The sequence below is a fragment of the Actinomadura chokoriensis genome (assembly GCF_041463665.1).
Taxonomy (GTDB): Bacteria; Actinomycetota; Actinomycetes; order Streptosporangiales; family Streptosporangiaceae; genus Spirillospora; species Spirillospora chokoriensis_A.
This window is the reverse complement of record NZ_JAXCEJ010000013.1, coordinates 70,965-85,481: the sequence shown is the minus strand read 5'-3', so window position 1 is coordinate 85,481 and position 14,517 is coordinate 70,965. Positions and strand designations below refer to the sequence as shown.

Sequence of the window (14,517 nt, the reverse complement as noted above, 5' to 3'; positions counted from 1 at the left end):
CCCGGGCGCGAGGGTGGCCTTTCGATTCTCCGCTCCCGGGCTCGCCGGACGGGGGCGCGGGACGGACGTGCCGGACGGGCGTCAGCCGCAGTTGCCGTAGGGCGCGCTGCGGCCGTTGCCTCCGAACCGGACGCACACCCCGGGCGCCTTCACGTACACCGGCCCCGCGTACCAGGAGTACGATCCGCTGCCGGCGATGGAACTGCCGCCCTGCTTCTGGATCCAGACCGACACCGGTGACGCCTTGCCGACGTTCACCGTCTTCATGGTGACCGCGCAGTTGTAGCCGGAGCTGTTGTAGAGCAGGTAGGCCACGCCGCCGGAGACGCTCAGCGAACGCTGCACGTAGTAGCCGCTCCCGTGGCCGCCGCTGTTGCACGCCTGCTGCGGGGTGTACTTGTTGGCCGGCTCCTGGGCAGGCGTGGAGCCTCCGCCTCCGCCGCCCCCTGTGCCCTGCGTGGGCGTCGAAGTGCCGGGCTGCTGCGGCGACCCCGGCTTCTGGGACGAGTTAGGGGACGTGGGGTCCTCGCTCTTCTTGCTCTGCGGGCGCCCCGGCTTGCTCTTGGTCGGGTTCTCCGCCGCATTGCCGGCGCCGTCCGCGTTCGCGGTACCGCCCTCCCTGCCCTGTTTCTGACCCTCGGCCGAGAGCTGCTGCTGCTCCTTGCCCTTCTCGTCCCCGCCTCTGGTCGCCGCCCAGGCCGCGCCGCCTCCGATGAGGACCGCGACCGCTGCCGCCGCCGCGATGGGCACGATGAGACGTCCGCGCTTCCTGCCGCCATGCCCCGGGCCGTGCGGTGGGCCGGGAGGACTCGAGGGAGGCGCGCCGTTCATCTGCCCAGGGGCGCCGTGCATCTGGCCAGGGGCGCTGGGCGGCGGGTTCATCTCCTCGTAGGGCGGCGGCTGCGGAGCCGTCCTGTGCCTGACACCGGACGGGTCCGTGACGTGGTCGGGAGGCAGCATGGCGCTCGCCATCACCGGCGGAGACACGTGCGGGTTCGTGGAGCCGTGCTGCGCCCCCGCCTGCCAGGGCGCGGGGACGTCGGCGGGCACCCCGGGGAAGGCGGGCAGCGGCGGGACGGGCGACCCTGCCGAGGACGTGCCGCTGGCGGCGCCGACGAGGCTTTCCTGGGCCGCACGCGCGGTCGGCCGCTGCGCGGGGTCCTTGGACAGGCACGCCAGGACCAGCTCGCGCATCGGGCTGGGCAGGTCGCCGAGGTCGGGCTCGCCGGTCAGGATCCGGTGCATGACCGTGGCCATCTCGTCGTTGCCGAACGCCGGACGTCCCGTGGCGGCGAACGCCATCGTCGTGCCCCAGGCGAACATGTCGGCGGCGGGGCCGACCTCGCCTCCGGTGAAGTGCTCGGGTGACATGTAGGCGGGCGTGCCGACGTTCTGCGTCTCACCCGCCGCGCCCAGCGCGCGCGCCACGCCGAAGTCGATGACGCGGGGTCCGTCCGGCCCCAGCACCACGTTGTGCGGCTTGAAGTCGCGGTGGACGATCCCGGCCTGGTGGATCGCTGTGAGCGCCGTCAGGGTGCTGATCGCGAGCCGTTCCAGCCCGCCGCCCGTACGCGGGCCCTCCGAACGTACGACGTGGTGCAAAGACAGGCCGGGGACGTACTCGCTGACGATGTAGGGCTGGTCGCCTGCGACGTCTGCGTCGAGTACCTGCGCGGTGCAGAACCGTGCGACGCGCTTGGCGACCTCCAGTTCCCGGACGAAGCGCGCGCGGGCGGCCTCGTCGCCGGTGAGGCCGGCGTGCAGCAGCTTGATCGCGACGTGGTCGGCGGTACGGATCGTTCCAACCTCGTCGGCCCGGCGGCCGAGGAAGACCGCGCCCTGCCCGCCCTCCCCGAGGCGGCCGAGGATCTCGTATCCGCCCAGCTCGGTCGGGTCCCCCGACCGCAGTGGAAGGGCGTCCGGCATCGTCCTGTCGGTCACACCACACGCTCCCCGTCGCTCCGGTCGCCCGAAAGATCATTCAGGACGACTCAAGATCGTTCAGCAAGACTACGGGCAAACGATGCTAGACGCTGTCGCCGGGCACGTTGGCCGCCAAAGATGAAGGGGACTAGAGTCCGGTCATTCCGGGCGGCGGGGGAGGTGAAGATGGACCGGGGGCCCGCGAGCGGGCGGCGCATCGACCTTGCGCTGCTGCGGACGCCGCCGCCCAAGGAGCGCGCCGACGCCGCGCGCAACCGCGCGAAAGTGCTGGACGCGGCCGCCGCCCTCTTCGCCCGGCACGGGGTCGGGTCGGTCTCGATGGACGCCGTCGCCGCCGCTGCGGGCGTCGGCAAGGGAACCCTCTTCCGCCGGTTCGGCGACAAGGCGGGCTTGGCCACCGCCCTCCTGAACCAGCGCGAACGCGAGTTGCAGGACGCGATCCTGTACGGCCCGTCCCCGCTCGGCCCGGGGGGAGAGGACGAGGCGGTCTCGCCGTCCGAACGTCTGCACGCCTTCGCCGACGCCTACCTGGACTACGTGCTGGAGCACATCTCCCTTGTGCGCATGTCGGAGACTGCCTCACCCGGGGCGCGGTACCGCATCGGCGCCTACGGGTTCTGGCACCGGCACCTGATGATCCTCCTCGGCCGGATGGGCAAGCCCGCTCCGGACGGCCAGAGCGCTCCGGACGGCGAGGGCGTCAGGGACGGCGAGAGCATTAGGGACGGCGAGAGCATTAGGGACGGCGAGGCTACGGCGCACGCTCTCCTGGCCGTCCTCAGCGCCGAGCACCTCATGGCGATGATCGAGAGCGTGGGGCGGGCACGCGCGCGCGCCGCCGTCCACACGTTCTTCAACGCGGCCGGCCGCTAAGCGAACTGAGCGAGCGGGAACGACAAACCCCCGTGCGCTGGGAGTGCACGGGGGTTTGTCGTCGCCCTGGCCTGGGGCCAAGGCGGAACGGTTGTCAGGCCGGGTCGGGCGTCACACGCTCTGGGCGGGACTCCACCCGGCCGTCCGCGTTGCCCGGTGGACCCTCCGGGGCATGGTTCCGTTCCAACTGGGCCGCCACCGCGAGGGCGCGCAGCGACGTGGTCTTCACGTGTTTGCGTTTGTTATCGGAACGGGTGCGGGGAATGCTGCTCGGCACGGGCCACCTCCTGGGGTTGTGGATCTGCGTGCTACCCGGCTCGCCGGTGTTCGCACGGTAGTTGCAACTGCAAGATCCTTCGCGCTATTCCGAGTGATCGTTCCGTTTACGCGTCGGGATGCGGCCGGGTAGGTTGACGATGCTCACCCAGGGAGCGGACCGATGACGAACCCGTACTTCGACGAGTTGACGGAGCGGCTCAGCGGCCGCGGCCTCCCCCGGGCGGAGGTCTCCCGGACGGTGGACGACCTGGCCGCCTTCGCGGCCGAGTCCGGCACCGATCCGGTGCAGGAGTTCGGCACCCCGGAGGAGTTCGCCGCGCGGCTCGCGCGGGCCGGGGACGACGACCGGGGCGGCAAGGAGGAGCAGGGCTCCGCCGCCGTCCCGCCGGAGTCGGCCGAGACGTGGACGTGGCGGGCCGACGCGTTCCACGAGCGCGAGGTCCTCAACCGCTACGGGGACGAGGGGTGGGAGGTCGAGCGGGTCGACGCCGCCGGCCGGTTCGTGAGCCGCCGCGCCGGCGACCACCCGCTGCGCTGGGAGTACCGCCGCGAGATCGTCCTGCCCCGGAACCGCGGCGCCGTCGCGGAGCGCCTCGCGCCGGACGGCTGGGAGCCGTGCGGCTCCTGGTTCCACTTCGAGTACTTCAAGCGGCCGAAGGCGGTCACGCTCGGCCTGGAGGGGGAGATCGACCTGCCGCCCGAGGCCCCGGGCCGGCGCTCCTTCTGGAGCGGGCGCTTCTACCTCTACATCGCCTGCTACGTCGTCTTCCTCTTCATCCTTCTCCCCGCGACCGTCGCGTGGCTCATCTTCGCCTGGGACGACTCCCCCTTCGCCTTCCTCGGCGGTCTCCTGGCGGGCGCCGTCATAGGCGCGGCCCTGATGGGCATGCGGCTGGTGCGCGAGCGCGCTCGTTACAGGTAGGGGCCGGTGTAGTCGGACGACGCGGCGGGATGCCGTGGAATCTGACAGCTGGAACAATCATGCCTTTTCCCGCTAGACGACATCTGTCACTTTGTTCCCGCGTCCGGGGCGCTGTGCGAGGCTCGCCGGACCGCTCAACTGGGTAGGTATCGGGCCCGAGCCGTCCGCCTCCTGGGAGAGATACGTGATCAGAAAGCTGCTCGTCGCCAACCGGGGCGAGATCGCCGTGCGGGCCTTCCGCGCGGCCTACGAACTCGGCATCGCCAGCGTCGCCGTCTACGCCCACGAGGACCGGCTGTCCCTGCACCGGCAGAAGGCGGACGAGGCGTACGAGATCGGCGAGCACGGCCACCCCGTCCGCGCCTACCTGGACGTCGACGGGATCGTGGAGACGGCGCTGCGGGTCGGCGCCGACGCCGTCTACCCCGGGTACGGGTTCCTGTCGGAGAGCCCCGAACTGGCGGAGGCGTGCGAGCGCAACGGGATCAAGTTCGTCGGCCCGCCCTCCCGCGTGCTCAGCCTCGCCGGCAACAAGATCGAGGCGGTCGCGGCGGCGCGGCGCGCGGGCCTGCCCGTGCTGCGCTCGGTGACGCCCGAGCCGGGGGCGGAGCTGGCCGCGGCCGACGAGGTCGGCTTCCCGCTGTTCGTCAAGGCCGCGGCCGGAGGCGGCGGGCGCGGGCTGCGCCGCGTCGACGACCGCGAGGAGCTGGAGGCCGCCGTCGACACGGCGCGCCGCGAGGCCGAGAGCGCGTTCGGCGACCCGACCGTCTTCCTGGAGCAGGCGGTGGACCGGCCGCGCCACATCGAGGTGCAGATCCTCGCGGACGGCGCCGGGCATATCGTCCACCTGCGCGAGCGTGACTGCTCGGTGCAGCGCCGCCACCAGAAGGTCGTCGAGATCGCGCCCGCGCCGCGGCTGGACCCGGGCGTCGCCGAGCGGCTCTGCGAGGACGCGGTGAAGTTCGCCCGCGAGATCGGCTACGAGAACGCGGGCACCGTCGAGTTCCTCGTGGACGACCGCGGCGAGCACGTGTTCATCGAGATGAACCCGCGCATCCAGGTCGAGCACACCGTGACCGAGGAGGTCACCGGCGTCGACCTGGTGCAGAGCCAGCTGCGCATCGCGGGCGGCGAGACGCTCGCCGACCTCGGCATCGCGCAGGAGAGCGTGACCGTCGGCGGCTTCGCCGTGCAGTGCCGCATCACGACCGAGGACCCCGCGAACGGGTTCCGCCCCGACACCGGGAAGATCTCGGCGTACCGGTCGCCGGGCGGTGCCGGGGTGCGGCTCGACACCGGCACCGCGTACGGCGGCGCGATCGTCTCCCCGCACTTCGACTCGCTGCTGGTGAAGCTGACCTGCCGGGGCCGGACGTTCGAGGAGGCGGTGCGGCGGGCGCGCCGGGCCGTCGCCGAGTTCCGCATCCGCGGGGTCGCGTCCAACATCCCGTTCCTGCAGGCGCTGCTGGACGAACCGGACTTCCGCGCGGGCGGCGTCACGACGTCCTACATCGCCGACCATCCCGAGCTGCTGACGGCCCGGTCGAGCGGTGACCGTGCGACGCGGCTCGTCCGGTACCTGGCGGACGTCACCGTCAACAAGCCGCACGGTGACGCGCCGACCGACCTGGACCCGGCGACGAAGCTGCCGCCGCTCAACCTTGACGGTCCGTTCCCGCAGGGTTCGCGTGACCGGCTGCTGGCCCTCGGCGCGCGCGCTTTCGCCGAGCAACTCCGGAACCAGAACGCGCTGGCCGTCACCGACACGACGTTCCGTGACGCGCACCAGTCGCTGCTCGCGACACGAGTACGCACCTATGACCTGCTCGCCGCCGCGCCCTACCTCGCCCGTATGACGCCGCAGCTTCTCTCCGTCGAGGCTTGGGGAGGGGCGACGTACGACGTCGCGCTCCGTTTCCTGGGCGAGTCGCCTTGGGACAGGCTGGCCGCGATCCGTGAGGCCGCCCCGAACCTGTGCATTCAGATGCTTCTGCGTGGCCGGAACACCGTCGGCTACACGCCGTACCCCGACTCGGTGGCGCGCGCCTTCGTGAAGGAGGCGGCCAGTACGGGCGTCGACATCTTCCGTGTGTTCGACGCTTTGAACGACGTGGAGCGCATGCGGCCCGCCATCGACGCGGTGCTCCAAACCCATGCGCTCGTCGAGGGGACCCTCTGTTACACGGGTGACCTGTCGTCCCCGGGCGAACGTATCTACACGCTCGACTACTACCTGCGGCTCGCAGAGGAACTGGTCGAGGCGGGCGTCCACATCCTGTGCATCAAGGACATGGCCGGGCTGCTCCGCGCCCCTGCCGCGCGCACACTGGTCAAGGCCCTGCGCGAGCGTTTCGACCTGCCCGTACATCTGCACACCCACGACACGGCGGGCGGGCAGATCGGCACCTACATCGCCGCCATCGAAGCGGGTGTCGACGCCGTCGACGGGGCTGCCGCGCCGCTCTCGGGGACCACGAGCCAGCCGCCCCTCCAGGCGATCGTGGCCGCGACCGACTTCACCGGCCACGCGACCGGCATCGACCTGGACGCGCTGACCGTCATGGAGCCGTACTGGGAGGCCGTCCGCAAGCTGTACGCGCCGTTCGAGATGGGACTCCCGTCGCCGACCGGACGCGTCTACCAGCACGAGATCCCGGGCGGGCAACTGTCCAACCTGCGGCAGCAGGCCGTCGCGCTCGGCCTCGGCGACCGCTTCGAGGAGATCGAGCGACTGTACGCGGCGGCCGACGCGATCCTCGGACGGCTCGTGAAGGTCACCCCGTCCAGCAAGGTCGTCGGCGACCTGGCCCTGCACCTCGTCGCCGCCGGCGCCGACCCCGACGACTTCGCGGAGAACCCGGACCGCTACGACATCCCCGACAGCGTCATCGGGTTCCTCAACGGCGAACTGGGCGACCCGCCCGGCGGCTGGCCGGAGCCCTTCCGCACCAAGGCCCTCGCAGGACGCCAGTACACGCCCGCCAGAGCTGAACTGAACGGCGCCGAAGAGAAGGCTTTGGCCGGGCCAGAGGTCCGCGACACGCTCGACCGTCTCCTCTTCCCCGGCCCCGCGAAGGACTACCGCGAAGCCCGCGCCGCCTACGGCGACCTCTCCGTCCTGCCCACGAGCCCGTTCCTCTACGGGCTCCGCACCGGGCACGAGGTCGCGTTCGACCTCGAACCCGGCGTCCGCGTCATCGCCGGGCTGGAGGCGGTCGGCGACATCGACGAGGCGGGCGTCCGGCAGGTCATCTGCACGGTGAACGGGCAGCTGCGCACCCTGTCCGTCCGCGACAAGTCCGTCGCGTCGGACGTGCCGCCGGTCGAGCGTGCCGACCCGTCCGAACCCGGCCACGTCGCCGCCCCGTTCGACGGCTCGGTGACCCTGCGCGCCGCCAAGGGCGACGAGGTCGCCGCCGGCGCCGTGGTGGCCACGATCGAGGCGATGAAGATGGAGGCCGCCATCACCGCGCCCGTGGCGGGCAAGGTGAACCGCCTGGCCGTCCCCGAGACGACCCCGGTCCAGGCCGGAGACCTCCTCCTGGTCATCCAGCCCGCCTGAGCGCGATGAGCGGCGCCCTTGGTTCCGGCGTTCTGGCGGCGACGGAACCAAGGGCATCGCGTATCAACGACTGCCTCCGGCCCGACCCCATCTCCTGGCTGGCGTCAGGCCGTGTGCGGGTATCCCGCCAGGGAGGGGGTCAGGAGGTCGAAGGCGGTGCGGGCCGACCTGTTCAGGGCGGCGGCGATCTCGTCCGGGGATTCGCCGGCGAGGGTGCGGCGCACGGCCTCCTGGAAGAGGACGCGATGGACGGCGCCCAGTTGGGCTGCGACCAGCCGGGGGAGGGGGTCGTCCGGGGCGGCGGCGGTCTCCTCGGCGAGGACGGAGGCCAGGGCGTCCTCCCGCTCCTCGTGGAGCTCGCGGAGCCGGGCGACCAGCGCCGGGCTCGCGCTGATCATGCGGGCGAAGTCCGGGTCGGCGAAGCCGATCGCGGGATCGTGCCGGTCGACGGCGTCCAGGAAGGCGCGGCGCAGCGCGGCCAGGGCGGGCTCGCCGGGCGCCCGCCGCGCGACGGTCCGGGCCAGCAGGCCGGTGAACTCCTCGTGCAGGTCGAGTGCGAGGTCCTCCTTGCGGGGGAAGTAGTTGGTCACGGTCATCTTCGCGACCTGCGCGGCCGCCGCGACGTCGGCGATCGTCACCCGGTCGAAGCCGTGCCGCAGGAAGAGGCGCGTCGCCTGCGCCGCGATGGTCTGCCGCGTCTGCCGCTTCTTCATCTCCCGCAGTCCCATGCGGATCATCGTCGCACAAGTCGACCTAAATTTGTATATGGCATAATTTTGGCCTCAGCCTAAGTTTATGTCGCGCGGCAGGCGGGTACCGAGACCGGGTGACCCGTTCCCTCCCGGTCGGACGAGCAAAGGACACCGCCCTGAACGCCAGGAACGCCAGGAACGCGACGAGCGCGTCCCCCCGCGCCCGCGCCACCGTGAACCTCGTCGACCCGATGAAGGACTACCTGTCCCGCATCGGGCGCACCGCGCTGCTCACGGCCGAGCAGGAGGTCGACCTGGCCAAGCGCATCGAGGCCGGCCTGTTCGCCCGCGAACGCCTCGAAACCCTCGGCGACGACCTCAGCCTCCAGGACAAGGAGGACCTGGAGTGGATAGCCGCCGACGGCCGCCGCGCCAAGGAGCACATGGTCGAGGCCAACCTGCGTCTCGTCGTGTCGCTCGCCAAGCGCTACATGGGCCACGGCCTGCCGCTGAACGACCTCGTCCAGGAGGGCAACCTCGGGCTGATCCGCGCCGTGGAGAAGTTCGAGTACCGCCGGGGCCTGAAGTTCTCCACCTACGCCGTCTGGTGGATCAAGCAGGCGATCAGCCGCGCGCTGGCCGACCAGAGCCGCACCATCCGCATCCCCGTGCACGTCGTCGAGGTGCTCAACCGGATGACGCGCGCCCGGCGGCGGATGATGCAGGACCTCGGCCGCGAGCCCACCTCCCGGGAACTGGCCGTCGAACTGGACGTCACGCCAGAGAAGGTGGAGTGGCTGCGACGGCAGGCCCGCGAGCCGCTGTCCCTGCACACCCCGCTCGGCGAGGACGGCGACGGCGAACTCGGCGACGTCATCGAGGACCCGGACGGCGGCGACCCCGCCGACGTCGTCGCGTCCTCCATGCTGCGCGGGCGGCTCGACGCCGTCCTGGAGACGCTCACCGAACGCGAGGCGGGCGTGATCTCGATGCGGTTCGGGCTGTCCGGCGGGGAACCGAAGACCCTCGAAGAGGTCGGCAAGGTCTACGGGGTGACGCGCGAGCGCATCCGGCAGATCGAGTCCAAGGGCATGCACAAGCTGCGCCACCCGTCCCGGCGCGAGACCCTCGCCGACCTGCTCAGCTGACGCATCCGACCTGCTCAGCCGACACCTCCGCCCTGCCCAGCCGACGCATCCACCCTGCTCAGGTGAGGCCTACGGCCTGGACGGCCCGGTTCCGCGGTGAACCGGGCCCTCCGGGCGAGTCTCTCCGGCCGCCGCTCCAGTCGCCCGCCGCCGGCTGATTGTCGGAGGGGCCGCCTAGTGTCCCGGGCATGCCGAGCGCGACCACAACGCATGACATCGCCGCCTGGGAGAAGATCGCGGCACTCATCGACCTGCGGGATCCCGGAGCGGTCGCAGACGCGGTCCGCGACCTCGGCGACGCCGAACGGCGCACGGTGGCCAGGGCGCTGCCGGGCCACGTCAAGGCCGTGCGCGCGCGCCGCGAGCCTTGGGAGGGCATCGACGAGTACGCACCCGCCTTCCGCGCCGCCGGCGCCGCCGCGCTGGGCGGCGCCTCCGCGGTCGCGGCCTGGCTGACCAGGCGCGAGTTCAACTCCCGCTGGGCGGGCGAGCACCGCGACACCGGCCTGCTCCTGCAACTGTGGGACGGCCGCGACGACGCCTGGCTCGCCGACCTCGCCCGGCGGCTGACGCTCCGGCTGCGCGGCCCCCGGCACATCGGCCTCGACCTCGTCCTGGCACTGCTGGCCGAGACGGGGATCGAACCGCCCGACCACGATCCCCTCGTCGTCGGCTGGGTGTCGTCCGGGCCGCCCCGCGCGAAGGACCCGCTGCTGCCGGCCCTGCTGCCGCGGATCTTCGAGGCGGAGGGCGTCGGCCGGGAGCTGCGCGACAACTTGTCCTGGCCGCGGACGCTGCCGACCCTCGCCGGGCGGGGCGTGATCGACCGAAGGACGCTGCTGGACGGCTGCGTCCGCCGGTTCCTGCGCGGCGGGGCGGCTCTCGACCTGCGGTTCTTCGTCCGCCTGCACGGCCTCCTCATGCCCGCTGACCCCGCCGCGCGGGAACGCGAGATCCGCGCATACGCCCGCGACTACGTGCGGCTGCTGCCCGCCGCGCCCGGCCCCGTCGCCGACCTCGCGCTCGGCCTGCTCATGGAGCCGGCGGAACTGCCGTCCCGGCACGTCGTGGAGGCGCTGGACGGCGTGCTGTTCCGCGCCGAGTCCGGGCTCGTGCGGTCGGGGCTGTCATGGCTGGAGCAGACCGTCAGGAGCAGGCCGGAACTCGCCGGCGAGTGCGCCGCCGCCCTCGCCCAGGCGTTCGCGCACGAGTCGTACACCGTCCAGGCGCGGGCGGTGAGGATCGCGCTCAAGCTCCCCGAAGGCGCGGACACGGCGGCGCTCACCGACGCCGTCCCGCTGCTCGCGGCGGATCTCGGCGCGAAGGCCGCCGCCCGGTTCGGCGGCGCCGTCGCCGAACCGGAACCGGAGGAGGACCCGCCGCCCGCCCTTTCGCCGCCCCCGGCCCCGGATCCGCTTCCCCCGCTCCCGCCGCCGATCACCCGGCCGATGGAACTGACGCGAACGCTCAGCGGCGCCACCTACCTCCTCGGCTGGCCGGCGATCGAACAGGTCATGGACGCGTTCGTCCGGCTCGTCCGGCAGAACCCCCGCCAGGTGCGGGCTGCGTTCAAGCTCGTCCGCCACCCGGACTTCCATCCACACCTGGACGAGGAACGGTACTGGCTCTGGCCGTGGCAGTGGCTCGACGTGGCCGGGCGGCTGCTGACCGGCTCGCGGCCGGTGCCGGCAGACTGGCGGGACCGCCTGCCGCCGCTCTATGCCGGAGCTCCCCCGCACGTGCTCTACCTGCATCGATGCGCGGAACTGGCCGTCGCCGTCGCCGACGGGGCGTTGCCGCCGTTGCTGTTGGCCGTCCCCACCGAGCCGACCGGCCACCTCGACCCGGGCACGTTCGTGGAACGGCTGGAGATCCTGCAGGCGGCCGGAGCCGAACCCGGGCCCGCCGACCTCCAGCAGGCTCTGCTGCGGCTGCCCCGCGAGATCGACCGTGCCGCGGTCCGGCGCGCGGCGGCGCTGACCTCGCCCGCCGGACGGGTCGCCGCGCGATGGCTGGCCGAGGGCGGGCTGCCCGCCCCCGAGGTGTCGGTGCGGCCCCTGGAGAAGGGATGGCCCGAGCCCGTGATCGACGCCGGGCCGACCGGGCTGCCGCTGGTCGATGCGGTGTTCGCCTCGCCCAAGGACGTCTACGGGCGGTACAGCTTCTATGGGCAGTACAGCTTCTACGGGCATGCCTGGTCGCGGCTGCTGCCCACCCACCCCGAGGTCGCCGCCGCGTACGTCCTCAGGCACATGCCGCGCCATGGCGGCCACTTCGCCCACGGCGGGCCGGTCGGCGAACTCATCGACCTCTCTCCGGGCGACGGCCCGTTCGCCGAGGCCGTCGCGCATCTCCTGGCGCTCCAGCTCGTCGAAAGGCACAGCGGGAATGCCGACAAGGCGCTGCTCACCATGGCCGCCCGCGGCGACCTGCCGGCCACCGCGCTGGGCCGGCACATCGGGCGACTCCTGCGTACGGGCGAGATCCGGCCGTCGCGGATCATCGAGGCCCTCGAACGTGCGGCGGACGCGGGCGCCTACACCGAGGTCTGGGCCGCGATCGCCGCGGCTCTGCCCATCGTGTGCCCGAAACCCGGCGAGCGGCCGGTGCACGCCCTCGACCGCCTGCTCGTCCTCGGCCTCAAGACCGCGCGCTGGTCGGGCGCCCGCGGAACCATCGCCGAAGTCGAGAGGCTGGCCGCCCGCAAGGGGTCGTCCAACCTCGTCCGGGAGGCCCGCGCCCTCGCCGCGCACCTCGCCGCCGCGAACTAGACCAGGTCGGACGGGTCGGTGTTGGCGCCGCACAGGACGACCACGACGCGCTCGTCCGGGGCCGGGCGGTAGGCGCCGGTGCGGAGGGCGGCGAGCGCGGCGGCGGTGCCGTGCTCGACGGCCAGGCGGTACTCGTCCCAGAGGTGCCGGCGGGCCTCGACGATCGCCCCGTCGGGGACGAGGACGGGGAGCACACCGGTCCGGGACGCGACCGAGAAGGCGATCTCGCCGAGCCGGGTGGCGCCGAGGGAGTCGGCCGCGACGCCGGAGACGTCCACGGCGACGGGGCGTCCGGAGTGCAGGGCCCGTTCCAGGGTCGGGATGGTCTCGGGCTCCACACCGACGACGCGCGCCCGTCCCTCGCCGGCCGCGCCTTCGAGGGCGGCGGCGACGCCCGCCATCAGCCCGCCGCCGCCGACCGCGATCAGGACGGTGTCGACCTCGCCGCCGGTCTGCTCCAGGATCTCCAGACCCAGCGTCCCCTGGCCGGCGCAGACCTCGGGCAGGTCGTAGGCGTGGCAGAACAGCGCCCCGGTGTCGGCGGCGCGCTTGGTGGCGGCGTCCTGCGCCTCGGCGTACCGCGTCCCGACCTGGACGACGGCGGCGCCGAGCGCGCGCAGCCGGGCGACCTTCACCGCGGGCGCCGTCTCCGGGACGAACACCTCGGCGGGCACGCCGGCCGACTTCGCCGCGTAGGCGAAGGCGAGGCCCGCGTTGCCGCCGGACGCCGCGACGACGCCGACGTGCGGCAACCGCCCCTCGTCCCGCCCGGCGAGGATGTGGTTGAACGCGCCGCGCGCCTTGAACGACCCGGTGTGCTGGGTCAGTTCGAGCTTCAGCCACATCCGTGCGGCCGTCCCGGGGTCGATCTCGAGCAACGGCGTACGGCGGACGCGGCCCGCGACCCGCCGCGCCGCGGCCTGGACGTCCGAATGAGTGATCACCAAAGTTCCCTCTCCATGCGATCAGTGGCCGAGCGCTCCAGGTCAGGGAGCGCTCAGTGCGGCGGCCCGGTCGAGGAGGACCTTGCGTTCGGGCTCGTTGCGGGTCAGTCCGGCGGCGCGCTCGAACTGCGTCCGGGCCTCGTCCCGGCGGCCGAGGCGTTCGAGCAGGTCCCCGCGGACGCTCGGCAGCAGGTGGTAGCCGCGCAGGGACGGCTCGTCCACCAGCGCGTCGGCGAGTTCGAGGCCCTTGCCGGGGCCGTGCGCCATGCCGACGGCCACCGCGCGGTTCAGCTCCACGATGGGGGACGGGGCGACGCTCGCGAGGATCTCGTAGAGGGACGCGATCTGCGCCCAGTCGGTGTCCTCGGCGGCGCGGGCCTGCGCGTGGGAGGCGGCGATGGCGGCCTGCAGGACGTACGGGCCGGGTGGCTCGCCGATGTCCTTCGCGCGGAGCAGGGCAGCGAAGCCGCGGTGGATGAGGAGCCGGTCCCAGCGGCCGCGGTCCTGCTCCAGGAGCGGGATGGGTTCGCCGGACGCCCCGGTGCGCGCGCGTGTCCGCGACGCCTGGATCTCCATCAGCGCGGCGAGCCCGTGCACCTCGGGTTCGCCGGGGGCGAGGCCGGCGAGGACGCGGCCGAGGCGCAGCGCCTCCTGGCACAGGTCCGTCCGCACCCAGGCGTCGCCGGCGGTGGCCGCGTACCCCTCGTTGAAGATCAGGTAGATGACCTCCAGGACGGACGACAGCCGGGCCGCGCGGTCGGGCCCCTCGGGGACCTCGAACGGCACGCCCGCGTCCGACAGCGTCCGCTTCGCCCGGACGATCCGCTGCGCCACGGTCGGCTCGGAGACGAGGAACGCGCGCGCGATCTCGTCGGTGGTGAGGCCGCCGAGCATCCGCAGCGTGAGCGCGACCCGCGCGTGCACCGGCAGCACCGGATGGCACGCCGTGAAGATCAGCCGCAGGACGTCGTCCTCGATGTGCTCGTCGTCCGGGACGTCGAACTCCGGCGGCGGCCGGTCCTCCAGGTCGCGGCCGATCTCCTCCAGCTTGTGCTCGAGCCGCTGCCGGCGGCGGATGCGGTCGATGGCGCGGCGCTTGCCGACGGCCATGAGCCAGGCGCCCGGGTTGTCCGGGACGCCTGACTCCGGCCACTGTTCGAGCGCGGCGACCAGCGCGTCCTGCGCGAGTTCCTCGGCGAGCCCGATGTCGTGCACCATCCGCGTGAGCCCGGCGATGATGCGCGCGGCCTCCAGCCGCCACACCGCGTCGATGCTCGCATGCACGCCGGACGCGGCCGCGTCCGGCGCGCGCACGCCCGAGGCGTGGGCGTCCGGCCGGCGCACGTCGGGTCCGTTCGAAGCCGTCACGCTGCCGATGAGAG

The 14,517-nt window shown here is 72.9% G+C and carries 8 protein-coding genes and 1 pseudogene; 5 read left to right on the top strand and 4 right to left on the bottom strand.

The annotated features are described in order from the left end of the window. Nucleotides 1–81: 81 nt before the first annotated feature. Entirely contained in the window at nucleotides 82–1,941 is a 1,860-nt protein-coding gene (locus SM418_RS20650; RefSeq protein ID WP_371942714.1) for a serine/threonine protein kinase, read from the bottom strand. 168 nt (nucleotides 1,942–2,109) lie between these two features. Here SM418_RS20650 and SM418_RS20645 point away from each other — a divergent pair, with 168 nt between their 5' ends. From SM418_RS20645 to SM418_RS20635, 3 genes are all read left to right on the top strand, one after another. Beyond that, the gene (locus SM418_RS20645; protein ID WP_371942713.1) at nucleotides 2,110–2,817 is read left to right on the top strand and encodes a TetR/AcrR family transcriptional regulator; all 708 of its coding nucleotides are present in this window, start codon (nucleotides 2,110–2,112) and stop codon (nucleotides 2,815–2,817) included. Between the two features lie 439 nt (nucleotides 2,818–3,256). Next, nucleotides 3,257–4,018 (top strand): hypothetical protein, encoded by a 762-nt coding sequence (locus SM418_RS20640; RefSeq protein WP_371942712.1) that lies wholly within the window; start codon nucleotides 3,257–3,259, stop codon nucleotides 4,016–4,018. 184 nt (nucleotides 4,019–4,202) lie between these two features. After that, a complete protein-coding gene (locus SM418_RS20635; RefSeq protein WP_371942711.1) occupies nucleotides 4,203–7,580 on the top strand; it encodes a pyruvate carboxylase in 3,378 nt (1,125 codons plus the stop codon). Between the two features lie 104 nt (nucleotides 7,581–7,684). Here the strand turns inward: SM418_RS20635 and SM418_RS20630 are convergent, their stop codons facing one another. Continuing rightward, nucleotides 7,685–8,308 carry a TetR/AcrR family transcriptional regulator gene (locus SM418_RS20630; RefSeq protein ID WP_371942710.1) on the bottom strand — a complete coding sequence of 208 codons (624 nt, stop codon included), beginning with the start codon at nucleotides 8,306–8,308 and terminating at the stop codon, nucleotides 7,685–7,687. 209 nt (nucleotides 8,309–8,517) lie between these two features. On the opposite strand from SM418_RS20630, the pseudogene SM418_RS20625 reads away from it, so the two are divergent. Both SM418_RS20625 and SM418_RS20620 read left to right on the top strand, forming a co-directional pair. Beyond that, nucleotides 8,518–9,420, top strand: a pseudogene (locus SM418_RS20625) (RNA polymerase sigma factor); the annotation flags it as partial. Nucleotides 9,421–9,608: 188 nt separating this feature from the next. Continuing rightward, the gene (locus tag SM418_RS20620) at nucleotides 9,609–12,191 is read left to right on the top strand and encodes a DUF6493 family protein (protein ID WP_371942709.1); all 2,583 of its coding nucleotides are present in this window, start codon (nucleotides 9,609–9,611) and stop codon (nucleotides 12,189–12,191) included. Here SM418_RS20620 and SM418_RS20615 read toward each other — a convergent pair. Both SM418_RS20615 and SM418_RS20610 read right to left on the bottom strand, forming a co-directional pair. Further along, nucleotides 12,188–13,135 (bottom strand): threonine/serine dehydratase, encoded by a 948-nt coding sequence (locus tag SM418_RS20615; protein WP_371942708.1) that lies wholly within the window; start codon nucleotides 13,133–13,135, stop codon nucleotides 12,188–12,190. The genes SM418_RS20620 and SM418_RS20615 overlap by 4 nt on opposite strands. 42 nt (nucleotides 13,136–13,177) lie before the next feature. Beyond that, nucleotides 13,178–14,353, bottom strand: a complete 1,176-nt coding sequence (locus SM418_RS20610) for an RNA polymerase sigma factor (protein ID WP_371942832.1) — start codon at nucleotides 14,351–14,353, stop codon at nucleotides 13,178–13,180. Nucleotides 14,354–14,517: the final 164 nt, after the last annotated feature.

Bases quoted from the DNA above. Each gene is read 5' to 3' on its own strand.
- SM418_RS20645 (WP_371942713.1), top strand. From the start codon at position 2,110: ATGGACCGGGGGCCCGCGAGCGGGCGGCGCATCGACCTTGCGCTGCTG.
- SM418_RS20640 (WP_371942712.1), top strand. From the start codon at position 3,257: ATGACGAACCCGTACTTCGACGAGTTGACGGAGCGGCTCAGCGGCCGC.
- SM418_RS20630 (WP_371942710.1), bottom strand. From the start codon at position 8,308: ATGGGACTGCGGGAGATGAAGAAGCGGCAGACGCGGCAGACCATCGCG.
- SM418_RS20620 (WP_371942709.1), top strand. From the start codon at position 9,609: ATGCCGAGCGCGACCACAACGCATGACATCGCCGCCTGGGAGAAGATC.
- SM418_RS20610 (WP_371942832.1), bottom strand. From the start codon at position 14,353: ATGGTGCACGACATCGGGCTCGCCGAGGAACTCGCGCAGGACGCGCTG.